We start from the raw sequence: 21,433 nt of genomic DNA on the forward strand, positions 1-21,433 counted from the left end.
GTCCCGGAGGGCGTAAGGATGGCGCTGTCCCGGAAGCTGCTGGTCGTCACGGCCTCGGCGAAGCACGATCTCGCGGACGCGGCACGGCGTCTCGACCGGTTGATGAAGGACCTCGACGAGGACCGGCTCCCTGAAGGGGACTGAGCACCCGGAAGTCCGCAGGCGGCTACTGCGTTGCGGCACAAGGGTGATTAGCCCGTTTCGTGTTTGATTTGCGGTATATATCTGCCTAACGTGCGAAATCGCTTGAACGCTTTCGTTCCGGCAATGTCTCCGAAGGGGAAGACGTGAACAAGGCGCAGCTCGTAGAAGCGATTGCCGACAAGATGGGGGGCCGGCAGCAGGCGGCCGACGCCGTGGACGCGGTACTCGACGCGATCGTCCGCGCGGTGGTCGCCGGCGACCGGGTCTCGGTCACCGGTTTCGGCTCGTTCGAGAAGGTCGAGCGGCCGGCCCGCTACGCCCGCAACCCGCAGACCGGCGAGCGCGTACGGGTCAAGAAGACCTCCGTCCCCCGCTTCCGTGCGGGCCAGGGCTTCAAGGACCTGGTCAGCGGCACCAAGAAGCTGCCCAAGGGGGGCGAGGTGGCCGTCAAGAAGGCACCCAAGGGCAGCCTCTCGGGCGCGCCGCCCACCATCGCCAAGGCCACCACCAAGAAGGCCGCCGCGAAGAAGACCACGGCGAAGAAGACCGCCGCCCCCGCCAAGAAGGCGGCGACCGCGTCGAAGACCGCCGCCGCGGCCAGGAAGACCACCCCGACAACGGCGAAGAAGACCACCGCCGCCGCCACCAAGAAGGCGGCACCCGCGAAGAAGACCGCGCCCGCGGCGGCGAAGAAGACCGCGGCGAAGAAGACCGCGCCCGCCAAGAAGACCACCGCGAGGAAGGCGCCCGCCAAGACCGCGGCGCGCAAGACCGCCGCGGCGAGGGGCAAGTAGGCGGCGCGGCGGCGAGGAGACATCGACCGGCGACGGCGACGGCCCGCCGGGCCGCTCGCACGCGGGGCCGGGCCTCCCTGGGGGGAGGCCCGGCCCGCGGTGTCGTCCGGGCGGCGCCGCTCAGAACGTCTGCAGCGTCACCAGCGTGATCCGCAGGGCTTCGCCCCCGCCCTCCGCCTCGATCCGCACCCGCTGCCCGGGCCGCAGCAGCCGCAGGCCCCCGGCGTCGAACGCCTCCGCGCCGAACTCCACCGGCGTGCCGTCGTCGAGCAGCACGCTGCCGCTGCGGGTCTCGGGGTCGTACGTGTACGCGGTCGCCTGCATGCGCCGCAGCCTATCCCGCCGTCCCGCGGGCGGGATCCGCGCCGCGCCCCGGCCCGCGGTGCCCGCCTCACCGGTCCTCCGCCGGGCCCTTCGTCCCGCACCGGCCCGCCGTGCACCGCCCCACGCCCAGGCGCAGCGCCGCCCGCAGATCCGCCTCGGTGTCCACGTCCCGCCGCACCTACACCACGCCGCCGAGCCGGATTTCCACCGCGCCCGACGACAAATGCCGCAGCCGCGAGGCGCCCCCGAAAACCGGGCGCAATTCAATTCCCGGCGCCGCCGACAGGAAAGTCGTACCGATATTGGCGGCGTCCGCCAGGAAAGCCCGCGGAAAACGGCCCGCGACCGCCAGCACCCGCTCCAGTTCCGCCGGACGCAGCGCCGGGAGGTCCGCGTTCAGCACCGCCACCGCGGCCCGCGGACGCCGCGCCCGCACCGCTTCCGCCCCGTACGCCACCGCCGCGTTGAGCCCCGCGGCCGGCCGGTCGGGCACGACCCGGGCGCCCAGGGCGGCCAGGCGCGGGGCGGCCACCGGGTCGTCCGTGACGACCACCACATCCCGTACCGCGGCGCAGGCCAGCGCCGCCGCCACGGTGTCCTGCGCGAACGCCAGCGCCAGCCGCCGCCGCTCCGCCGGGCCGACCGCCCCCGCCAGCCTGGTCTTCGCCAGGGCGAGGGGTTTCAGCGGGACCACCAGCGACCAGGGCGCCCCCGCCCGGCCCCGCCCGGCGGGGGCCGCGGCCCGCTCCGCGTCCTTCTCCATCCCGGCCATTGTGGCGCGGCCGGCCACCGCCCGGGGAACCGGTCCGGGGGCCGGGGCGTACGGTGTCCTCGACAGACCAGGGGCGTGGGGCGACACTTGACCCCCGGCAAGACGAGTACCACAGGAAGGTGTCCGAGTGTCCCGCCGCAGAATCGGCTTCTGGTACCGCCTGGCGGCGGTCATCGCGAAACCGCCGCTGGTGGTTCTGTTCAAGCGGGACTGGCGCGGAATGGAGCACATCCCCGCCGAGGGCGGATTCATCACGGTCGTGAACCACAACTCGTACCTCGACCCGCTGTCGTACGGGCACTTCCAGTACAACACCGGACGCGTGCCGCGCTTCCTGGCGAAGGCGGCCCTCTTCAAGGGGTCCTTCGTCGGTGCGATCCTCCGGGGCACCGGGCAGATCCCCGTCTACCGCGAGACGTCCGACGCCCTGGACGCCTTCCGCGCCGCCGTCGACGCCATCGAGCGGGGCGAGTGCGTCGCCTTCTACCCCGAGGGGACCCTCACCCGCGACCCCGACATGTGGCCGATGACCGGCAAGACCGGCGCCGCCCGCGTCGCCCTGCTGACCGGGGCGCCCGTCATCCCCGTCGCCCAGTGGGGTGCCAACCTGGTGATGCCGCCCTACGCGACGAAGGACAAGGTCCGCCTCTTCCCGCGCAGGACGCTGACCGTCGTCGCCGGCCCGCCCGTCGACCTCTCCCGGTTCCACGGCGCGGAGCCCACCAACGAGGTGCTGCGCGAGGCCACCGAGGAGATCATGCGGGCCGTCACCGCGCTGCTGGAGGACATCCGGGGCGAGAAGGCCCCCGACGAGCCGTACGACCACCGCGGAGCCCTGCTGGAGCGGCGCCGCGGGACCGCGGGGAGGGAGGCCGGGTGACGCCCCCCGTCAAGGCGGCGGTCTTCGGGACCGGCTCGTGGGGCACGGCCTTCGGCATGGTCCTCGCCGACGCCGGCTGCGACGTCACCCTCTGGGGCCGCCGCCCCGAGGTCGCCGACGCCATCAACACCACGCGCACCAACCCCGACTACTTCCCCGGCGTCGAACTGCCCGCCAACCTCCGCGCCACCGGCGATCCGGCCGAGGCCGCCGCCGGCGCCGACTTCACGGTGCTCGCCGTCCCCTCGCAGACCCTCCGCGGCAACCTCGCCGCCTGGGCACCGGAACTCGCCCCCGGCACCGTCCTCGTCTCCCTGATGAAGGGCGTCGAACTCGGCACCTGCGAGCGGATGAGCGAGGTGATCCAGGAGGTCACCGGAGCCCCCGCCGACCGCGTCGCCGTCGTCACCGGGCCCAACCTCGCCAAGGAGATCGTGGCGCGCATGCCGGCCGCGTCCGTCGTCGCCTGCCGGGACGAGGCCGTCGCCCGGCGGCTCCAGGCCGCCTGCCACACCCCGTACTTCCGCCCCTACACCAACACCGACGTGGTCGGCTGCGAACTGGGCGGCGCGGTCAAGAACGTCATCGGCCTCGCCGTCGGCATCGCCGACGGCATGGGCCTCGGCGACAACGCCAAGGGCTCCCTCATCACCCGCGGCCTCGCCGAGACCACCCGGCTGGGGCTCGCCATGGGCGCCGACCCGCTCACCTTCGCCGGCCTCGCCGGCCTCGGCGACCTGGTCGCGACCTGCTCCTCCCCGCTGTCCCGCAACCACACCTTCGGCTTCAACCTCGGCAGGGGCATGACGCTGGAGGAGACCATCGCGGCCACCCGGCAGACCGCCGAGGGCGTCAAGTCCTGCCGGTCGGTCCTCGACCTGGCCGGCCGGCACGGCGTCGACATGCCGATCACCGAAACCGTCGTCGGCATCGTCCATGAGGGAAAGCCGCCGATGGTGGCGCTCAAGGAGCTGATGTCCCGGAGCGCCAAGCCCGAGCGGCGCTGACGGAGCCCGGGGGAGCGGGTAGTCTCATCGCGATATGAGCAGCGAGAACCTTCCCACCAGCCCCGGGCGTAAGCCGCGCGTGGCCGTCGTCTTCGGCGGGCGCAGCTCCGAGCACGCCATCTCCGTCGTCACGGCCGGCGCCGTCCTGCGCGCCATCGACCGGACGAAGTACGACGTGCTGCCCATCGGCATCACCGCCGACGGCCGCTGGGCACTGACCGCCGACGCCCCGGAGCGGATGGCCATCGCCGACCGCGCGCTGCCCAGCGTCGAGGACCTCGCCGAGCCCGGCGAGGGCAGCGTCGTGCTGTCCGCCGACCCCACCAGCCGGGAGGTCGTCTACGCGGAGCCCAGCTCCGTCCCGAAGGCCCTGGGCGAGGTCGACGTCGTCTTCCCCATGCTCCACGGCCCCTACGGCGAGGACGGCACCCTCCAGGGCCTGCTGGAGCTCGCCGGGGTGCCCTACGTCGGCGCGGGCGTCCTCGCCTCCGCCGTCGGCCAGGACAAGGAGTACATGAAGCGCGTCTTCACCTCCTTCGGCCTGTCCGTCGGCCCGTACGAGGTCGTCCGGCCCCGCGAGTGGGACCGCGACCCGGCCGCCGCCCGACGGAAGATCACCGACTTCGCCGCCGAGCACGGCTGGCCGCTGTTCGTGAAGCCCGCCCGCGCCGGCTCCTCCATCGGCATCACCAAGGTCGACGACGAGTCCGGGCTCGACGACGCCGTCGCCGAGGCCCGCCGCCACGACCCCAAGGTCCTCGTCGAGTCGCTGCTCACCGGCCGCGAGATCGAGTGCGGCGTCCTGGAGTTCGAGGACGGACCGCGCGCCAGCGTCCCCGCCTGGATCCCGCCCGTGGGCGACCACGACTTCTACGACTTCGAGGCGAAGTACATCGACTCGGCGTCCGGCGTCGTGCCCGCCCCGATCACCCCGGAGCAGACCGCCGAGGTGCAGCGGCTGGCGATCGCCGCGTTCGAGGCCGCCTCCTGCGAGGGCCTGGTCCGCGCCGACTTCTTCCTCACCGACGACGGCGAGTTCGTCATCAACGAGATCAACACCATGCCGGGCTTCACCCCGATCTCGATGTACCCGCGCATGTGGGAGGCGAGCGGCGTCGACTACCCCGAGCTGATCGACCGCCTCGTCCAGGCCGCCCTGCGCCGCCCGACCGGGCTGCGCTAGGAACCGCGCACGGCGGGACCGCGGTCGGTACGGCCTCCGGGCCCGCCGCGCGGGCCGTCTCACAGGCTCGGCGGGACGGCCTTGCCCACCGGCCCGGCGAACGCCACCAGCGGCCCGGCGTCGTACGCGAACCGCCGGTCGAGCGACAGCTCCACGTACGCCCTGCGGTACGTGGTGGTGAAGCGCGGCCCGGTCCCCTTCCGCTGCTCCACCAGCCAGTCGACGCCGTCGGCCTCGACCGCCTGCGCCTGCGGATCGCTCATCCGGGCGGGCCGGGGCACCCCGCAGCGCAGTACGATCGCTCCGTCCCCCCACACGGCGGTCAGTTCGGAACGCGGCTCGGTCTCGCTCCGGCGCAGGCCCGAGACGGTGTCCGGGAGTTCGCGGTGCAGTGCCCGGCAGTACGCGGCCTCGGCCGCGGCCGGGCTCGGCACCGGGACCGGTGCCTTCGCGTCCGTCACGGCGCAGCCGGGGGCCGCCGCCAGCAGCACGGCCGTGGCGACGGCGCCGGCCGCGGCGGGCAGGCGGGGGAACCGGTGGGAGGACTTCACCGGCTCAGCGTAGACGGGGACTACAGGTGGACCACCGGGCAGGTCAGGGTGCGGGTGATGCCTTCCACCTGCTGGACCTTGGCGACGACCATGCGGCCCAGCCCGTCGACCGTGTCCGCCTGGGCGCGCACGATCACGTCGTACGGGCCCGTCACGTCCTCGGCCTGGACCACGCCGGGGATCTTCGCGATGGTTTCGGCGACCAGCGACGCCTTCCCCACCTCGGTCTGAATCAGGATGTACGCCTGTACCACGGAACCTCCAGGGCGACCACGGGGACCATCCCGGGCCGGAGGGGCCCGGGGGAGAAGGGGACGCCACGGTATCGCGTCGCCGTGTACGGCGGGGAGACCGCGAGGCGGCCGGCGCCCCGCGCCCGGCGCACGAGAGACAGAAGTTGACGGCTCCGCCCGTCTCGTTGACCGTACCTACAGCAGTGACGGCCCGCGACCGCAACCGCACGAGGACCAGCCGGTCGTACGCGGGCCCACGACGACATGAGAGGTGGACCTCGGTGAAGGGCACTGTCGGCGAGCTCGGGGAGTTCGGGCTCATCAGGGAGCTCACCTCCCGGCTCACCACCACCCCGGCGGTACGGATCGGGCCGGGGGACGACGCCGCCGTCGTGGCCGCGCCCGACCGGCGCGTCGTCGCCAGCACGGACATCCTGCTGGAGGGCCGCCACTTCCGCCGCGACTGGTCCACCGCGTACGACGTGGGCCGCAAGGCCGCCGCCCAGAACCTCGCGGACATCGCCGCCATGGGCGCCGTCCCCACCGCGCTCCTGCTCGGGCTGGTCGTCCCCGCCGGGCTCCCCGCCACCTGGCCCACCGAACTCATGGACGGGCTGCGCGACGAGTGCCAGGTCGCCGGGGCCGCCGTCGTCGGGGGCGACGTCGTACGCGGCGACACGATCACCGTGGCCATCACCGCCCTCGGCGACCTGCGCAACCACGAACCCGTCACCCGCGGCGGCGCCCGGCCCGGCGACGTCGTCGCCTACACCGGCTGGCTCGGCTGGTCCGCCGCCGGGTACGCGGTCCTCTCCCGGGGCTTCCGCTCCCCGCGCGCGTTCGTCGAGGCCCACCGCAGGCCGGAGCCGCCGTACCACGCCGGCCCGGCGGCGGCGAGCCTCGGCGCGACCGCCATGTGCGACGTCAGCGACGGCCTCATCGCGGACCTCGGGCACATCGCGGAGGCCAGCAAGGTCCGCATCGACCTGCGCTCCGGCGCCGTCGACGTCCCCACGCAGATGAACGACATCGGCCAGGCCGTCGGCGTCGACCCGCTGCAGTGGGTGCTCACCGGGGGCGAGGACCACGCGATCGTCGCCACGTTCCCGCCCGACGTGAAGCTGCCCGCCCGGTGGAAGGTCATCGGCGAGGTCCTCAACCCCTCCGCCCTGCCGCAGGTCACCGTCGACGGCGCGCCCTGGCACACCGCCGGCGGCTGGGACCACTTCGGCGGCCCGTACGGGGAGGGCGAATGACCCGCCAGGCCCCGCCCCGCGTGCTCACCGTCGCCGGGTCCGACTCCGGCGGCGGCGCCGGCATCCAGGCCGACCTGAAGACCATGCTCGCCCTCGGCGTCCACGGCATGAGCGTCCTGACCGCCGTCACCGCGCAGAACTCGCTGGGCGTGCAGGGCGCCTGGGAACTGCCGCGGGAGGCGGTGCGCGCCCAGTACCGCAGCGTCGTCGGCGACATCGGCGTGCAGGCCGTGAAGACGGGGATGCTCGCCTCCGCCCCGCTCGTCGAGACCGTCGCGGAACTGCTCGCGGAGACGCGGGCCCCCGTCGTCGTCGACCCCGTGGGCGTCTCCAAGCACGGCGATCCGCTCCTCGCGGCCTCCGCGCTCGACTCGGTGCGCGGGCGGCTGCTGCCCCTGGCGACCGTCGCGACCCCGAACCTCGACGAGGTGACGCAGCTCACCGGCGTACGGGTGGAGGGGGAGGCCGACCTGCGCCGCGCCGCCGGCGCCGTGCTGGCGTTCGGGCCGCGCTGGGCGCTGGTCAAGGGCGGGCACCTGACCGGCGAGGCGGTCGACCTGCTGACGGACGGCCGCGAGGAGCACTGGTTCCGGGCGCCCCGCCTCGACAACCGGCACACCCACGGCACGGGTTGCACGCTCGCCTCCGCGATCGCCTCGGGACTGGCGAGGGGCCTGCCCGTGCCGGACGCGGTGGGGCGGGCCAAGGAGTACGTCACCGGGGCCATCGCGGCGGGCTTCGCACTGGGCGGCGGGATCGGCCCGGTCGACCACGGGTGGCGCTTCCGCTGAGGGCCCGGCCCCGCGTGCGTCCTCCTCGGCGGAGGGCGCACGCACCTCCGCCCTCCCGGGGGGCGCCCCGCCGGGCGCGGGGCGGCGGAGACGGCGAAAAGCCGGCCCACCCGAGGGTGGACCGGCTTCCAAGGCAACCGCAGAGGCTGCGCTACGACGAAACGTCGCCTTAGCGCGAGACCTTGCCGGCCTTGATGCACGAGGTGCAGACGTTGAGCCGCTTCGGCGTCCGACCGACCACGGCACGCACGCGCTGGATGTTCGGGTTCCAGCGACGGGACGTACGGCGGTGCGAGTGGGAGATGTTGTTGCCGAAGCCCGGCCCCTTGCCGCAGACGTCGCAGTTGGCAGCCACGGGTCACTCCAAAGACTTCAGATGCACTTACGGTGAAATCCGGCGAGCCGGAATCAGATCGATGACATCGGGGTCGGTGACTGAAGTGGCGTTGCCGGGGGAAACGGCCCGACTCTCATCGGGCAACCGGAGCAGCATACAACGACCACTTCGGTACAACGAAACTACCACGGACCGCCGGACCCCCGCCCCGGCCCCGGCCGCGAACCTGGGTCTACCCTGCGGTGCAGCCCACACCCGGCGCCCCGGCGGCGCGCGGGAGCCCCACGAGGAGGATCACCAGGTGCCGGAGAAGTTGGGGCGGGACCTCGACCCCGCAGCGGTCCGTTCCTGGTGCGCGCTGGCGCTGGACGCCCTCGGCAGGGAGCGCGAGGAGATCGACGCGATCAACGTCTACCCGGTCGCGGACGGGGACACCGGCACCAACCTGTACCTGACCGTGGAGGCCGCCCGGCAGGCCGTGGAGGCCCTCTTCGCGGAGCACGACGCGGACGGCACCGCCCCCGCCCCCGCCGACACCGTGCGGGCCCTGGCGCACGGCGCGCTGATCGGCGCCCGCGGCAACTCCGGCACCATCCTGGCGCAACTCCTGCGCGGCATGGCCGAGGTGCTGGCCCGCGGAGGTGATGGACCCCACCTGGCGCAGGCCCTGCGCACCGCCTCCGACGCGGCCAGGCGGGCCGTCGCCCACCCCGTCGAGGGCACCATCCTCAGCGTCGCCTCGGCCGCGGCGCGGGCCGCCGCCTCGGCCGGCCCCGTCCTCCCGGCGGTGGCCAGGGCCGCGTACGAGGGCGCCCGCGCCGCGCTGGAGGACACCCCCGGCCAGCTCGACGTCCTGGCCCGGGCGGGCGTCGTCGACGCGGGCGGCCGCGGCCTGGTCGCCGTGCTCGGCGCGCTCGTCGAGGCCCTGTCGGGCGAGGCCCCGGCGAGGGAGGCGCGCACCCGGCGGGCGGTGGCCCCGCCGGCCGCCGCGGCGCCGGGCGAGACCTGCGCGGCGGACGGGCCCGCGTACGAGGTGGTCTACCTGCTGGAGGCCGGCGACGAGGCCGTCACCCGGCTGCGGGCCCGCCTCGACGGCCTCGGGGACTCCCTGGTCGTCGTGGGCGGCGACGGGCTGTGGCACGTCCACGTGCACGTCGACGACGCGGGCGCGGCCGTGGAGGCGGGCGTCGAGGCCGGCCGCCCGTACCGGATCCGCGTCACCCACTTCGGCACCGGCGCCGCGAAGCCCCCGGCCGGGCCCACGGAACCGGTCCAGCGCGCGGTCGTCGCCGTCGTACCGGGCGAGGGGCTCGCCGAGTTGTGCGCCCAGGCGGGCGCCACGACCGTCCTGGCGCTGCCGGAACGCCCGCCCGCCAGCGGCGAACTGCTCGACGCGATCCGCCGCGCCCACGCGCGCGAGGTGGTCCTGCTGCCCAACTCCGCCGAGCTGCGCCACACGGCTGCGGCGGCGGCCGAACAGGCCCGCGCCGAAGGGGTCCGCGTCGCCCTGGTCCCTACCAGGGCGGCCGTCCAGGGCCTCGCCGCGCTCGCCGTCCACGAGCCGGGCCGCCGCTTCGACGAGGACGTGGTCGCCATGACGGCCGCCGCGGGCGCCACCCGCTACGGCGAACTGACCGTCGCCGAGCACCAGTCGTTCACCTCGGCCGGGGTCTGCCAGGCCGGCGACGTCCTGGGCCTCATCGACGGCGACGTCGCCGTGATCGGCCACGACCTCGTCGAGACCGCCCGGACCGTCCTCGACCGGATGCTGTCGGGCGGCGGCGAACTGGTCACCCTGGTCCTCGCCGACGACGCCCCGCCGGCCCTCGCCGACCGCCTGGAACGCCACGTGCGCGACCGGCACCTCGCCGTCGACACCTGCGTCTACCACGGAGGCCGCCAGCAGGCGCCGCTCCTCGTCGGCGTCGAGTGACCCGCTCCCGGCGGACGCCGGGGCGGGTCGCCGCCCGCTGTCGGTGGCGTGGTGTGGAATGGACCTCCGACCGGGACGGGGTACGGAGGAGGAGGCAGCCGTGCTGAGCGAACCCCTGAGGAAGGTCCTCGGGCCGGCCACCGCCAAGGTGATGGCCGAGACCCTCGACCTGCACACCGTCGGCGACCTCCTGCACCACTACCCGCGCAGGTACGCCGAGCGCGGCGAGCTGACCGCGATGGCCGACCTGCCGCTGGACGAGCACGTCACGGTGGTCGCGCAGGTCGCCGACGCGCGCCTGCACACGTACAGCGGCTCCCGGGGCCGCGGCCAGCGGCTGGAGGTGACCATCACCGACGGCAGCGGACGGCTGCGGCTGGTCTTCTTCGGCAAGGGCGTCCACAAGCCGCACAAGGACCTCCTGCCGGGCACCCGCGCGATGTTCGCCGGCAAGGTCTCCCTCTTCAACCGCCGGCTCCAGCTCGCCCACCCCGCCTACGAACTCCTGCGCGGGGACGGCGGCGAGGCGGTGGACGCCTGGGCCGGCGCCCTCATCCCGATCTACCCAGCCACCACGAAGCTGGAGTCCTGGAAGATCGCCAAAGCGGTCGACGCGGTCCTGCCGCGCGTCCACGAGGCCGTCGACCCGCTGCCCCCCGCCCTGCGCGAGGGCCGCGGCCTGACCGCCCTGCCCGACGCGCTCCTCAAGATCCACCGGCCGCGCACCAGGGCGGACGTCGCCGACGCCCGCGAACGGCTCAAGTGGGACGAGGCGTTCGTCCTCCAGGTCGCCCTGGCCCGCCGCCGGTACGCCGACGCCCAGCTCCCCGCCGTTCCCCGCACGCCCGTGCCCGGGGGCCTCCTCGACGCCTTCGACGACCGCCTGCCCTTCACCCTCACCGACGGCCAGCGCGCGGTCTCCAAGGAGATCTTCGACGACCTCGCCACCGACCACCCCATGCACCGCCTCCTCCAGGGCGAGGTCGGCAGCGGGAAGACGATGGTCGCCCTGCGCGCCATGCTCGCCGTCGTCGACGCGGGCGGGCAGGCCGCCATGCTCGCCCCGACCGAGGTCCTCGCCCAGCAGCACCACCGCTCGATCACCGAGATGATGGGCGACCTCGCCCAGGGGGGGATGCTCGGCGGCGCCGAACACGCCACCCGGGTCGTCCTGCTGACCGGCTCCATGGGCGCCGCCGCCCGCCGCCGGGCGCTTCTGGACCTGGCCACGGGCGAGGCCGGCATCGTCGTCGGCACGCACGCGCTGATCGAGGACCGGGTCCGGTTCCACGACCTCGGCCTCGTCGTCGTCGACGAGCAGCACCGCTTCGGCGTCGAGCAGCGCGACGCCCTGCGCGGCAAGGGGGAGCAGCCGCCCCACCTGCTGGTCATGACCGCCACGCCCATCCCGCGCACGGTCGCCATGACGGTCTTCGGCGACCTGGAGACCTCCGTGCTCGACCAGCTCCCGGCCGGCCGCTCGCCGATCGCCACCCACGTGGTGCCCGCCCGGGACAAGCCGCACTTCCTCGCCCGCGCCTGGGAGCGCGTCCGCGAGGAGGTCGAGGGCGGCCACCAGGCGTACGTCGTGTGCCCCCGCATCGGCGACGACGAGGACGAGGCCCGAGGCGGCGGCGAGCCCGCCGGGCAGGCCCGGGACGACGGCGAGGCCGCGCGGGACGCCGGCGCGGACGCCGCCGAGAAACGGCCTCCGCTCGCCGTCACCGAGGTCGCCGGACAGCTCGCCCGGGGGCCCCTGGCGGGCCTGCGCGTGGAGGTGCTGCACGGCAGGATGCACCCCGACGGCAAGGACGCCGTCATGCGCCGCTTCGCCGCCGGCGAGACCGACGTGCTCGTCGCGACCACCGTCATCGAGGTCGGCGTCAACGTCCCCAACGCCACCGCCATGGTGATCATGGACGCGGACCGGTTCGGCGTGTCGCAGCTGCACCAGCTGCGCGGCCGCGTCGGCCGGGGCTCCGCACCGGGCCTGTGCCTCCTCGTGACCGACATGCCCGAGGGCACTCCCGCCCGGCAGCGGCTGGCCGCCGTCGCCGCCACCCTGGACGGCTTCGAGCTCTCCCGCATCGACCTCGAACAGCGCCGCGAGGGCGACGTCCTGGGCCAGGCCCAGTCGGGCGCCCGCTCCTCCCTGCGCATGCTCACCGTCGTCGAGGACGAGGAGGTCATCGCCGCCGCCCGCGCCGAGGCCACCGCCCTCGTCGCCGCGGACCCCGGCCTGGAGCGCCACCCGGAGCTGCGCACCGCCCTCGACGCCCTGCTGGACGCGGAGCGCGAGCGGTACCTGGAGAAGGGATGAGACACCCCCTCCACCGGCCCATATCGTGGAGCCGAGACCAGCGACGCCGACGACGACAAGGACCGACATGACCCGCGTGATCGCCGGAGCGGCCGGCGGACGCCGCCTGGCCGTACCGCCGGGCAACGGCACCCGCCCCACCTCCGACCGGGCGCGCGAGGGCCTGTTCTCCACCTGGCAGTCCCTCCTGGGCACGCTCGACGGCATCCGCGTCGCCGACCTGTACGCCGGGTCCGGGGCGGTCGGCCTGGAGGCCCTCTCCCGGGGCGCCGCGCACACCCTGCTCGTCGAGGCCGACGCCCGCGCCGCCCGCACGGTCCGCGAGAACGTCCGCGCGCTCGGCCTGCCCGGCGCCGAGGTCCGCACCGGCAGGGCCGAGCAGGTCGTGACGGGGCCCGCGCCCGCCGAGCCGTACGACGCGGTCTTCCTCGACCCGCCGTACGCCGTCTCCGACGACGATCTCCGCGAGATACTCCTCACACTCCGCACCCGGGGATGGCTCGCGGCGGACGCCCTGGTCACCGTGGAGCGCAGCACCAGGGGCGGGGAGTTCGGCTGGCCGGAGGGGTTCGAGCCGCTGCGGTCCCGCCGCTACGGCGAGGGGACCTTTTGGTACGGTCGCGCCGCCTCCGCGTGCGGAGGCGCACCGTGACCGGACCGGAGAGCGAGGGACTTCAGTTGCGCCGAGCAGTCTGTCCGGGGTCGTTCGACCCCATCACCAACGGACACCTCGACATCATCGCCCGCGCCTCCAGGCTGTACGACGTCGTGCACGTGGCCGTGATGATCAACAAGTCGAAGAGCGGCCTGTTCACCGTCGAGGAGCGGATGGAGCTCATCCGCGAGGTCGCCGCCGAGTACGACAACGTCGTGGTCGAGTCGCACCACGGCCTGCTCGTCGACTTCTGCCGGGAGCGCGGCATCCCGGCCATCGTGAAGGGCCTGCGCGCGGTCAGCGACTTCGACTACGAGCTCCAGATGGCCCAGATGAACCACGGCCTCACGGGTGTGGAGACGCTGTTCGTGCCGACCAACCCCACGTACAGCTTCCTCTCCTCCTCGCTGGTCAAGGAGGTCGCGGCGTGGGGCGGCGACGTCTCGCACCTGCTGCCGCCGGCCGTGCACGAGGCGCTGGCGGCGCGGCTGCGCGGGAAGTGACCGCCGGGCGGCCCGGCGGAGGCGCCCCGGACGGGGCCGGGCCGGGCCCGGGGGACCGGTGTCGGACGGGGCCCGACTGGCCGTACAGTCGTCCCGTCCGTCTTCCCATCCGGCTGTAGAGAGTGGCGAGCACACGGTGGACGTGCAGAAGAAGCTCGACGACATCGTCGAGGCGGTCGGGAACGCCCGCTCCATGCCCATGTCGGCGTCCTGCGTGGTGAACCGCGCCGAACTGCTCGCGATGCTCGAAGAGGTCCGCCAGGCGCTCCCGGGCTCTCTCGCCCAGGCGCGGGAGCTGATCGGCGGACGCGAGCAGGTGGTGGAGGAGGCCCACCGGGAGGCCGAGCGGATCATCGCGGCCGCCCGCGCCGAACGCGGCTCCCTGATCTCCGACAGCCAGGTCGTCCGGCAGTCCCGGGAGGAGGCCGACCGCATCCTCGCGGAGGCGCGCCGGGAGGCCGAGGAGATCCGCGCCGAGGCCGACGACTACGTCGACTCCAAGCTGGCCAACTTCGAGGTCGTCCTCACCAAGACCATCGGCTCCGTCGACCGGGGCCGCGAGAAGCTCCTCGGCCGCGGCCCGGGCCTCGACGAGCAGGGGTACGCCGACGAGGACGCCCCCGAGTACAGCCCCGACCCGCAGGTCCTCGTCCGGCGGGCCGACGAGTACGTGGACGCCAAGCTGAGCGCGTTCGAGGCGGTCCTCGGCAAGACCCTGGAGGCCGTCGGCCGCGGACGCCAGAAGCTCCACGGGCGGACCACCGCCGACGCCCTCGGCGAGCACATGGCCGCCCAGGACGCCGCGGGCCCCCGGCAGCCGCACACCAGCGACGCCGACTACCTGGCGGGCCTCGCCGAACTCGCCGACCCCCGGCCCGACGCCGCGCCCGNNCCCCGGNNAGTCGGCNNNNGNCGCNGGCNCCGCCGCCGCCCGCGCACCAGCCGGACCCGTACGGCTACCCGGCGCAGCAGCCCCAGGAGGCCCACGCCCAGCTGCAGGACCCCTACGCGTACCACCAGCAGCCCTACGACCAGGGCGGCTACGTCCAAGGCGGCTACGGCCAGGGCGAGTACGCACAAGGCGAGTACGCACAGGGGTACGGGACCCAGGGGTACGGGGCCCAGCCCGACCCGTACGCCTACCGGCAGCCCCAGGCGGCGCCCGCCCCGCAGGCGCCGCCCGCGCAGCCGGCGGCGGCGGCGCTCGACGAGACCAGCTTCTTCGACACCAGCATGATCGACCTGGAGCAGCTGCGCCGCTACGAGCAGGGCCACGGCCAGGGGCACTGACTCCGCCCGCGCCGCCTCCCCAGGCGGTCGCCGCGGGGCCGCGACCGGCCGGATTGGGTCCTGGGCGGAGCGTCCAGTATCCTGGCTGTTCGGTCGCGAGTACGTCCGCGATCCCGGCTGCCCGCTTCGCCCCTCGGCGCGGACAGCGCGGCCCCTCCCGATTCCGAAAGCAGGAAGAGCCCTGAGCACGCGCCTCGACCACCGCAACCCCCTCGTGTTCGACACGCACGAGCTGGGGCGGCGTCCCGGTGCGCTCCAGCGGCTCACCCGCGAGGTGGCGGCCCCCGCCGACCTCGGCATCGACGGGGTCATCGGCGTGCCGGAGGGCTCGCCCGTCGAGCTCGAACTCCGCCTCGAGTCGGTCATGGAAGGGGTGCTCGTCACGGGCACCGCCCGTGCCTCGGCCGAGGGGGAGTGCGTAAGGTGTCTGGAGCCGCTGCGCCGAGAGGTCGCGGCGGACTTCCAGGAGATGTTCTCGTACCCCGACACCGACGACCGGGGCCGCCACGCGGCATCGGGCGACGATGCCGAGGACGACGAGGACATCGTCCCCCTCGAGGACGGCATGTTCGACCTCGAACCCGTGCTGCGGGACGCGGTGGTGCTCGCACTGCCGATGCAGCCGGTGTGCCGGGAGGACTGTGCGGGACTGTGCTCCGAGTGCGGGGCCGACCTGAACGACGACCCGGACCACCACCATGACGCCGTCGACATCCGTTGGGCGGCACTGCAGGGACTCGCCGGTTCACTCGGGACCGGCGAGAAGGACGACATGAGCGGCGCCGAACCGGGCGTCGACGAGAAGCAGGAGAAGTAGCCGTGGCTGTTCCGAAGCGGAAGATGTCGCGCAGCAACACGCGCCACCGCCGGTCGCAGTGGAAGGCTGCGGTCCCCACCCTGGTTTCGTGCGAGCGTTGCCAGGAGCCGAAGCAGCAGCACATCGCGTGCCCCAGCTGCGGCACGTACAACAAGCGCCAGGTCCTCGCGGTCTGAGCGGCTGGTGAGAGGCACCGTGTCCGGCCACGAAACGGCAGATGACGCCAGGAAGCAGGCGGATAACACAGCCTCGTCCCACACGCTTCTGGAAGGGCGGCTCGGCTACCAGGTCGAGTCCGCCCTTCTGGTGCGTGCGCTGACCCACCGTTCCTACGCGTACGAGAACGGCGGCCTGCCCACCAACGAGCGGCTGGAGTTCCTCGGGGACTCCGTGCTCGGCCTGGTGGTCACGGACACGCTGTACCGCACCCACCCCGACCTGCCCGAAGGCCAGCTGGCCAAGCTGCGGGCCGCGGTGGTCAACTCTCGTGCGCTGGCGGAGGTCGGCCGCGGGCTCGACCTGGGCTCCTTCATCCGGCTCGGCCGGGGCGAAGAGGGCACGGGCGGCCGGGACAAGGCGTCCATCCTCGCCGACACCCTCGAAGCGGTGATCGGCGCGGTCTATCTCGACAAGGGCCTCGACGCGGCGTCCGAGCTGGTCCACCCGCTCTTCGACCCGCTGATCGAGAAGTCCTCGAACCTCGGTGCGGGCCTGGACTGGAAGACCAGCCTCCAGGAGCTCACCGCCGCCGAGGGCCTCGGGGTGCCGGAGTACCTCGTCACCGAGACGGGGCCGGACCACGAGAAGACCTTCACTGCTGCTGCCCGCGTCGGTGGTGTCTCGTACGGCACCGGCACCGGCCGCAGCAAGAAGGAAGCGGAGCAGCAGGCGGCGGAGGCCGCGTGGCGCGCCATCCGCACCGCCGCCGACGAACGCGCGGCGGCGGCGAATCAGGACGCCCCGGCCCCGGCCGCGGAGTCCCGGCCCGGGGAGGCTCCGGCCGGGGAGTCCGGGGCCGAGGAGGCTCCGGCCGGTCCGGCCGACGCCGCTCCGGTCGAGGCCGACTCCATGACGGCCTGACGCTCCGGGCCCGGCCCGCCGCCGGGCCCACCGATCCGCCGCGCCTCCGGCGGCCGCCCGCTCGGGCCGGCTGCCGGAGGCGCGTCCACGATCCCGTCGCCCCACCGTCCCGACACGAGGAGTGCCGTGCCCGAGCTGCCCGAGGTCGAAGTCGTCCGGCGGGGCCTCGAACGCTGGGTGAGCGGACGCACCGTCGCCGCCGTCGAGGTCCTGCATCCGCGTGCCGTACGGCGGCACCTCGGTGGCGGGATCGACTTCGCGTCGCGCCTCACCGGGCACCGCGTCGGCGTGGCGCGGCGGCGCGGCAAGTACCTGTGGCTGCCGCTCGACGACACGAACGCCTCCGTCCTCGGCCACCTCGGCATGAGCGGCCAGCTCCTCGTACAGCCCGAGACCGCCCCGGACGAGCGGCACCTGCGCGTCCGCATACGCTTCGACGACGCCCTCGGCACCGAGCTGCGCTTCGTCGACCAGCGCACCTTCGGCGGGCTGTCCCTCCACGACAACACCCCCGAGGGCCTGCCGGACGCCATCGCGCACATCGCCCGCGACCCGCTGGACCCGCTGTTCGACGACGCCGCCTTCCACACGGCACTGCGGCTGCGCCGCACCACCGTCAAGCGCGCCCTGCTCGACCAGAGCCTGATCAGCGGCGTCGGCAACATCTACGCGGACGAGGCCCTGTGGCGCTCCCGCCTCCACTACGACCGCCCCACCGCCCTGCTCACCCGTCCGCGTTCGTACGAGCTGCTCGGGCACATCCGGGACGTGATGGACGCCGCCCTCGCGGCCGGCGGGACCAGCTTCGACAGCCTGTACGTCAACGTGAACGGCGAATCCGGCTACTTCGACCGGTCGCTCGACGCGTACGGGCGCGAGGGCGAGCCCTGCCGGCGCTGCGGCTCCCCGGTACGCCGCCGCCCGTGGATGAACCGGTCCAGCTACTTCTGCCCGCGCTGCCAGCGCCCGCCCCGCCCGGCACCGCCCCGCGCCTGAGCACCCGGCGCCCGCCGTCCCGGCGCCCGGCCTGCTCCCGCCAGAGGCACCGCCTCCGGCCGGGGACCGCGCCGTACGGGGTTCCGCTCACGGCCGCGGGCCGTGTCGTGAAGACGGCCCGCGCGGAATCACAGGCGGCTGACCTGCGGCAGTCTCAGAAGCCGAAGTTCTGGGTCCACCACGGGCCGCCGTCGGCGATGTGGACGCCGACGCCCAGGCGCTTGAAGTCGCAGTTGAGGATGTTCGCACGGTGGCCGTCGCTGTTCATCCAGGCATCCATCACGGCGTTCGCGTCGGTCTGGCCGTAGGCGATGTTCTCGCCGCCCAGGCCCTCGACACCCGCCTGCGCGGCCCGCGCCCAGGGGTCGTCGCCGTCCGGGTCCGTGTGGGAGAAGAAGCCCCGTTCCGCCATGTCCTGGCTGAACGCCCGGGCCAGGTCGCCCAGCTCCGCCGAGGCGCGGACCGGGCTGCAGCCCACCGCGGCGCGCTCCCGGTTGACCAGGTCGAGGACCGCGGCCTCCATCGCGACGGCCTGGCTCGTCACCGTCCGGGGGGAGGGCGGGGCGGTGGTCCTCTCCGGTGAGGGGGCCTCGGTACGGGGCGGGAGCACGGGCGGCTTCGCCTCCGTGGGAGCAGGGGACGCCGCCCTGGTCCGCACCGGCGGGGACGACGGGGTGGAAGCCCTGGGGGAGGGGGCCTTCGACCGGGTCTTCGAGGGGACCGCGGACGGAGTTCCGTCAGGGGTCCCGGACGGAGTCCTCGACGGGGCCTTCGGCCGTGCCTCCGGGGAGGCCGCCGGGGACCGGGACGTGCCCGGTGCGGCCGCGGAGGGCGTCCCGGTGCGCGGTACGGCGCCGGCACCGCCCTGCGTGTCCGGTCCCGCCACTTCGCCGGAACGCATCTGCTCCTGGGGCACGCCGCCGCTGACGACGAACGTCCCACCACCGGGCAGGACCCCCGACGCCACCGCGGCCACACCCACCGCCATGGCGGCCGAAGCGCCGAGCAGCCCTCCGCGGAGGGGCAGTGCCCGCTTCCTCCGCCGTGCTCCCCGGTGCCCACCGACCGCGTACTCGTCCTCGGCGGGCGCGGCGCCGGAGCGTCGATGGCGTCCCATCTGCTCAGCCTCCTGCACTGCTGTCTGTCGGTCGTGCGCCCCGAATCGCCGAAATGCACCCGAACGAGTGAGGCTCGTTGGACGGGGACTGTACGCGATGGCACGCCGAGGTGAAGTGCCGCCGAAACCGCCGGCCGGTTAGCGTGCGGTCATGGACGACGAGGTGCGGCTCACGGCATGGGTACGCGGACGAGTGCAGAGAGTGGGCTTCCGCTGGTTCACCAGGGCGAACGCCCTGGAGATCGGCGGCCTCACCGGATTCGCCCTGAATCTGGACGACGGCCGGGTCCAGGTGGTGGCCGAGGGCCGACGTGAGAATTGCCACCGTCTCCTGGACTGGCTGCGCTCCGCCGACACACCCGGGCGCGTCGACGGGGTCACGGAGATATGGGACACGCCGCGCGGCGGATACACGGGATTCGAGATCCGCTGAAAGGGCGCGTCGAAAAGCCCGGCACGCCGCCGCCACCGGAATGTACGCGAACCGCTCCGGAGCGTTCCCCGCCTCGACCGGATCGTTTTCCGATGGGGAAACGGCCGGGTGATTGCCGACGAAGTCTTGTGGCGGCGGCCCCGGCGCGCAAGGATGATCCTTACGTCCTTCCGGGCACCGTGCGAGAGGCGCCGCCGTATGTCCGGCGACAGGCGCCCCCGGTCGCCCGTCGGTCAGCGCTGTGATCGTGTTGACCGTCAAACTTTTTGGTGCGATTCTGGAAGCCCCGCGCACCTTCACTGTTCGGCGGCAGAACCGCAGCGGCACATCCGCCGCCGGGCACCGCAGGTGCCAATCCCTCACGACCCACACCGCTTCGGTCGGTCACTCAGTGTGGAGGACCATCCATCATGGCAAAGGCGCTTCTCGGTTATGTCGGCGGTACCGACCCGCGACTGCTCGCCGAGATGCGACGGCTTCAGCAGCGCGTCCAGGACCTGGAGTCCGAGCTGGTCCGGATCCAGTCCGAGAAGGACGCGCTCGCCGCTGCCGCCGCTCACCGCGAGCCGCTGCTCGACGGCATCGACATCGACGTACCCAAGGGCGAGCCTGCGCTCACCTGACCCCGCCGGGGCCGTGCTGCTCCGATCCGCGGAAGGGTGAGGAACGTTCTCGCGAACAGATATGCAAGGGACGCTCCGGCGTCCCTTCTTTCTTTCCCGTGTTCATCCGCGCGTCGCCGACCGGACGCGCCGCGCTCACCGGCTGGTCTGCCCTCCTCGTTCACGGGCCAAACGAAACCCGCCCGGTAGAGTCCGGGAGCGTGCACCTCAAGGCCCTGACCCTCCGCGGATTCAAGTCGTTCGCCTCCGCCACCACCCTGCGGTTCGAACCGGGCATCACCTGCGTCGTCGGCCCCAACGGCTCCGGGAAATCCAACGTCGTCGACGCGCTCTCCTGGGTCATGGGCGAGCAGGGGGCGAAATCCCTGCGCGGCGGCAAGATGGAAGACGTGATCTTCGCCGGGACGACCGGCCGGCCGCCCCTCGGGCGGGCCGAGGTGTCCCTCACCATCGACAACTCCGACGGCGCCCTCCCGATCGACTACGCGGAAGTCACCCTCACGCGGATCATGTTCCGCAACGGCGGCAGCGAATACCAGATCAACGGCGACACCTGCCGCCTCCTGGACGTCCAGGAACTCCTCAGCGACTCCGGAATCGGCCGTGAGATGCACGTCATCGTCGGCCAGGGCCGACTCGACTCCGTCCTCCACGCCGACCCCATGGGCCGTCGCGCCTTCATCGAGGAGGCCGCCGGAGTGCTCAAGCACCGCAGGCGCAAGGAGAAGGCGCTGCGGAAGCTCGACGCCATGCAGGCCAACCTGACCCGGGTGCAGGACCTTACCGACGAACTGCGCCGCCGGCTCAAGCCCCTCGGCCGGCAGGCCGCCGTCGCCCGCCGCGCCGCCGTCATCCAGGCCGAGCTGCGGGACACGAAGCTGCGCCTCCTCGCCGACGACCTCGTACGCCTCCGTGAGGCCCTGGCCGCCGAACTCGCCGACGAGGCCGCGCTGAAGGAGCGCAGGGAGCACGCCGAGGCCGAACTGGGGGCGGCCCTCGCCCACGAGGCCGCCCTGGAGGAGGAGGTGCGGCGCCTCGCCCCCCGCCTGCAGAAGGCCCAGCACACCTGGTACGAGCTGTCGCGGCTCGCCGAGCGGGTGCGCGGCACCGTCTCGCTGGCCGACGCCCGCGTCAAGAGCGCCACCGCCCAGCCCGTCGAGGAGCGCCGCGGCCGCGACCCCGAGGACCTGGAGCGCGAGGCGGCCCGGGTCCGGGAGCAGGAGGCGGAGATCCGGGCCGCCCTCCGGACCGCCGAGCAGGCCCTGGAGGAAGCCGTCGCCCGCCGTGCCGAACGGGAACACGCCCTCGCCGCCGAGGAGCGCCGCCTCAGGGACGCCGCCCGCGCCGTCGCCGACCGCCGCGAGGGCCTCGCCCGGCTCACCGGCCGGGTGGGG

The 21,433-nt window shown here is 73.9% G+C and carries 24 protein-coding genes and 2 pseudogenes; 20 read left to right on the plus strand and 6 right to left on the minus strand.

Annotated elements, in window-relative coordinates:
- Window positions 1-144, plus strand: a 144-nt coding sequence (locus MW084_RS24755) for an SCO5555 family protein (protein WP_476718380.1), incomplete at its 5' end; no start/stop codon positions are given.
- A 143-nt stretch (window positions 145-287) separates the two neighbouring features.
- Window positions 288-938, plus strand: a complete 651-nt coding sequence (locus MW084_RS19320) for an HU family DNA-binding protein (protein WP_029553624.1) — start codon at window positions 288-290, stop codon at window positions 936-938.
- 120 nt (window positions 939-1,058) lie between these two features.
- On the opposite strand, the gene MW084_RS19325 is transcribed toward MW084_RS19320, so the two are convergent.
- Window positions 1,059-1,262 (minus strand): hypothetical protein, encoded by a 204-nt coding sequence (locus MW084_RS19325; protein ID WP_010472354.1) that lies wholly within the window; start codon window positions 1,260-1,262, stop codon window positions 1,059-1,061.
- 67 nt (window positions 1,263-1,329) lie between these two features.
- Window positions 1,330-2,025, minus strand: a pseudogene (cofC, locus tag MW084_RS19330) (2-phospho-L-lactate guanylyltransferase).
- A gap of 136 nt (window positions 2,026-2,161) precedes the next feature.
- Between cofC and MW084_RS19335 the strand changes: the two are divergent.
- From MW084_RS19335 to MW084_RS19345, 3 genes are read left to right on the plus strand one after another with little or no spacing between them, the layout of a single operon-like run.
- Window positions 2,162-2,914 (plus strand): lysophospholipid acyltransferase family protein, encoded by a 753-nt coding sequence (locus tag MW084_RS19335; RefSeq protein WP_010472356.1) that lies wholly within the window; start codon window positions 2,162-2,164, stop codon window positions 2,912-2,914.
- Window positions 2,911-3,921, plus strand: coding sequence for an NAD(P)H-dependent glycerol-3-phosphate dehydrogenase (locus MW084_RS19340; RefSeq protein WP_010472357.1), 1,011 nt, complete (start codon window positions 2,911-2,913; stop codon window positions 3,919-3,921). Before MW084_RS19335 ends, MW084_RS19340 begins: the two co-directional genes overlap by 4 nt.
- 34 nt (window positions 3,922-3,955) lie before the next feature.
- Complete coding sequence (locus MW084_RS19345; RefSeq protein WP_029553625.1) at window positions 3,956-5,104, plus strand: D-alanine--D-alanine ligase family protein; 1,149 nt, start codon at window positions 3,956-3,958, stop codon at window positions 5,102-5,104.
- 59 nt (window positions 5,105-5,163) lie between these two features.
- Here MW084_RS19345 and MW084_RS19350 read toward each other — a convergent pair whose 3' ends face one another.
- Window positions 5,164-5,655: a DUF3515 domain-containing protein gene (locus tag MW084_RS19350; RefSeq protein WP_010472359.1), complete on the minus strand. Its 492-nt coding sequence runs from the start codon at window positions 5,653-5,655 to the stop codon at window positions 5,164-5,166.
- A gap of 20 nt (window positions 5,656-5,675) precedes the next feature.
- On the minus strand, window positions 5,676-5,909 hold the full coding sequence (locus MW084_RS19355; RefSeq protein ID WP_010472361.1) for an Lrp/AsnC family transcriptional regulator: 234 nt from the start codon (window positions 5,907-5,909) through the stop codon (window positions 5,676-5,678).
- Between the two features lie 260 nt (window positions 5,910-6,169).
- On the opposite strand from MW084_RS19355, the gene MW084_RS19360 reads away from it, so the two are divergent.
- Together MW084_RS19360 and thiD are read left to right on the plus strand one after the other, a co-directional pair.
- Window positions 6,170-7,144 carry a thiamine-phosphate kinase gene (locus tag MW084_RS19360; RefSeq protein WP_010472363.1) on the plus strand — a complete coding sequence of 325 codons (975 nt, stop codon included), beginning with the start codon at window positions 6,170-6,172 and terminating at the stop codon, window positions 7,142-7,144.
- On the plus strand, window positions 7,141-7,935 hold the full coding sequence (thiD, locus tag MW084_RS19365; RefSeq protein WP_010472364.1) for a bifunctional hydroxymethylpyrimidine kinase/phosphomethylpyrimidine kinase: 795 nt from the start codon (window positions 7,141-7,143) through the stop codon (window positions 7,933-7,935). The genes MW084_RS19360 and thiD overlap by 4 nt, the downstream gene beginning before the upstream one ends.
- 169 nt (window positions 7,936-8,104) lie before the next feature.
- Here the strand turns inward: thiD and rpmB are convergent, their stop codons facing one another.
- Window positions 8,105-8,290, minus strand: coding sequence for a 50S ribosomal protein L28 (gene rpmB / locus MW084_RS19370; protein ID WP_003957616.1), 186 nt, complete (start codon window positions 8,288-8,290; stop codon window positions 8,105-8,107).
- A gap of 283 nt (window positions 8,291-8,573) precedes the next feature.
- Between rpmB and MW084_RS19375 the strand changes: the two genes are divergently transcribed.
- The 10 genes and pseudogenes from MW084_RS19375 (at window position 8,574) to mutM (ending at window position 17,866) form a co-directional block, all read left to right on the plus strand.
- Window positions 8,574-10,205, plus strand: a complete 1,632-nt coding sequence (locus tag MW084_RS19375) for a DAK2 domain-containing protein (RefSeq protein WP_010472370.1) — start codon at window positions 8,574-8,576, stop codon at window positions 10,203-10,205.
- Between the two features lie 58 nt (window positions 10,206-10,263).
- Window positions 10,264-12,525, plus strand: coding sequence for an ATP-dependent DNA helicase RecG (gene recG / locus MW084_RS19380; RefSeq protein ID WP_050986804.1), 2,262 nt, complete (start codon window positions 10,264-10,266; stop codon window positions 12,523-12,525).
- A 67-nt stretch (window positions 12,526-12,592) separates the two neighbouring features.
- Window positions 12,593-13,177 (plus strand): 16S rRNA (guanine(966)-N(2))-methyltransferase RsmD, encoded by a 585-nt coding sequence (gene rsmD / locus MW084_RS19385; RefSeq protein WP_010472372.1) that lies wholly within the window; start codon window positions 12,593-12,595, stop codon window positions 13,175-13,177.
- A 26-nt stretch (window positions 13,178-13,203) separates the two neighbouring features.
- Window positions 13,204-13,683: a pantetheine-phosphate adenylyltransferase gene (coaD, locus tag MW084_RS19390; RefSeq protein ID WP_010472373.1), complete on the plus strand. Its 480-nt coding sequence runs from the start codon at window positions 13,204-13,206 to the stop codon at window positions 13,681-13,683.
- Between the two features lie 136 nt (window positions 13,684-13,819).
- Window positions 13,820-14,573 (plus strand): cell division initiation protein (locus tag MW084_RS19395; protein ID WP_275563712.1); only part of this gene is annotated, 754 nt, incomplete at its 3' end.
- A gap of 31 nt (window positions 14,574-14,604) precedes the next feature.
- A pseudogene (locus MW084_RS19400) lies at window positions 14,605-14,973 on the plus strand (cell division initiation protein); the annotation flags it as partial.
- 214 nt (window positions 14,974-15,187) lie between these two features.
- Window positions 15,188-15,790, plus strand: coding sequence for a YceD family protein (locus MW084_RS19405; RefSeq protein ID WP_010472375.1), 603 nt, complete (start codon window positions 15,188-15,190; stop codon window positions 15,788-15,790).
- A gap of 2 nt (window positions 15,791-15,792) precedes the next feature.
- Complete coding sequence (gene rpmF, locus MW084_RS19410) at window positions 15,793-15,966, plus strand: 50S ribosomal protein L32 (protein WP_003957604.1); 174 nt, start codon at window positions 15,793-15,795, stop codon at window positions 15,964-15,966.
- 7 nt (window positions 15,967-15,973) lie between these two features.
- Window positions 15,974-16,870, plus strand: a complete 897-nt coding sequence (rnc, locus tag MW084_RS19415) for a ribonuclease III (protein WP_078571864.1) — start codon at window positions 15,974-15,976, stop codon at window positions 16,868-16,870.
- Window positions 16,871-16,996: 126 nt separating this feature from the next.
- The gene (gene mutM, locus MW084_RS19420; protein ID WP_010472383.1) at window positions 16,997-17,866 is read left to right on the plus strand and encodes a bifunctional DNA-formamidopyrimidine glycosylase/DNA-(apurinic or apyrimidinic site) lyase; all 870 of its coding nucleotides are present in this window, start codon (window positions 16,997-16,999) and stop codon (window positions 17,864-17,866) included.
- 154 nt (window positions 17,867-18,020) lie between these two features.
- Here the strand turns inward: mutM and MW084_RS24640 are convergent, their stop codons facing one another.
- Window positions 18,021-18,983: a CAP domain-containing protein gene (locus MW084_RS24640; RefSeq protein ID WP_010472384.1), complete on the minus strand. Its 963-nt coding sequence runs from the start codon at window positions 18,981-18,983 to the stop codon at window positions 18,021-18,023.
- A gap of 151 nt (window positions 18,984-19,134) precedes the next feature.
- Here MW084_RS24640 and MW084_RS19430 point away from each other — a divergent pair, with 151 nt between their 5' ends.
- The 3 genes from MW084_RS19430 to MW084_RS19440 all read left to right on the plus strand — a co-directional run.
- Window positions 19,135-19,416, plus strand: coding sequence for an acylphosphatase (locus tag MW084_RS19430; protein WP_010472386.1), 282 nt, complete (start codon window positions 19,135-19,137; stop codon window positions 19,414-19,416).
- Window positions 19,417-19,826: 410 nt separating this feature from the next.
- Window positions 19,827-20,039 (plus strand): hypothetical protein, encoded by a 213-nt coding sequence (locus MW084_RS19435; protein WP_010472387.1) that lies wholly within the window; start codon window positions 19,827-19,829, stop codon window positions 20,037-20,039.
- Window positions 20,040-20,239: 200 nt separating this feature from the next.
- On the plus strand, window positions 20,240-21,433 hold a 1,194-nt coding region (locus MW084_RS19440), incomplete at its 3' end, for a chromosome segregation SMC family protein (protein ID WP_275563713.1).

The organism is Streptomyces sudanensis, assembly GCF_023614315.1.
Classification (GTDB): domain Bacteria; phylum Actinomycetota; class Actinomycetes; order Streptomycetales; family Streptomycetaceae; genus Streptomyces; species Streptomyces sudanensis.

Excerpts from the sequence above, each read along its gene's own strand:
- MW084_RS19435 (WP_010472387.1), top strand. The coding sequence starts at position 19,827 with ATGGCAAAGGCGCTTCTCGGTTATGTCGGCGGTACCGACCCGCGACTG.
- recG (WP_050986804.1), top strand. The coding sequence starts at position 10,264 with ATGGACCTCCGACCGGGACGGGGTACGGAGGAGGAGGCAGCCGTGCTG.
- MW084_RS19430 (WP_010472386.1), top strand. The coding sequence starts at position 19,135 with ATGGACGACGAGGTGCGGCTCACGGCATGGGTACGCGGACGAGTGCAG.
- thiD (WP_010472364.1), top strand. The coding sequence starts at position 7,141 with ATGACCCGCCAGGCCCCGCCCCGCGTGCTCACCGTCGCCGGGTCCGAC.
- MW084_RS19345 (WP_029553625.1), top strand. The coding sequence starts at position 3,956 with ATGAGCAGCGAGAACCTTCCCACCAGCCCCGGGCGTAAGCCGCGCGTG.
- rsmD (WP_010472372.1), top strand. The coding sequence starts at position 12,593 with ATGACCCGCGTGATCGCCGGAGCGGCCGGCGGACGCCGCCTGGCCGTA.
- MW084_RS24640 (WP_010472384.1), bottom strand. The coding sequence starts at position 18,983 with ATGGGACGCCATCGACGCTCCGGCGCCGCGCCCGCCGAGGACGAGTAC.
- MW084_RS19325 (WP_010472354.1), bottom strand. The coding sequence starts at position 1,262 with ATGCAGGCGACCGCGTACACGTACGACCCCGAGACCCGCAGCGGCAGC.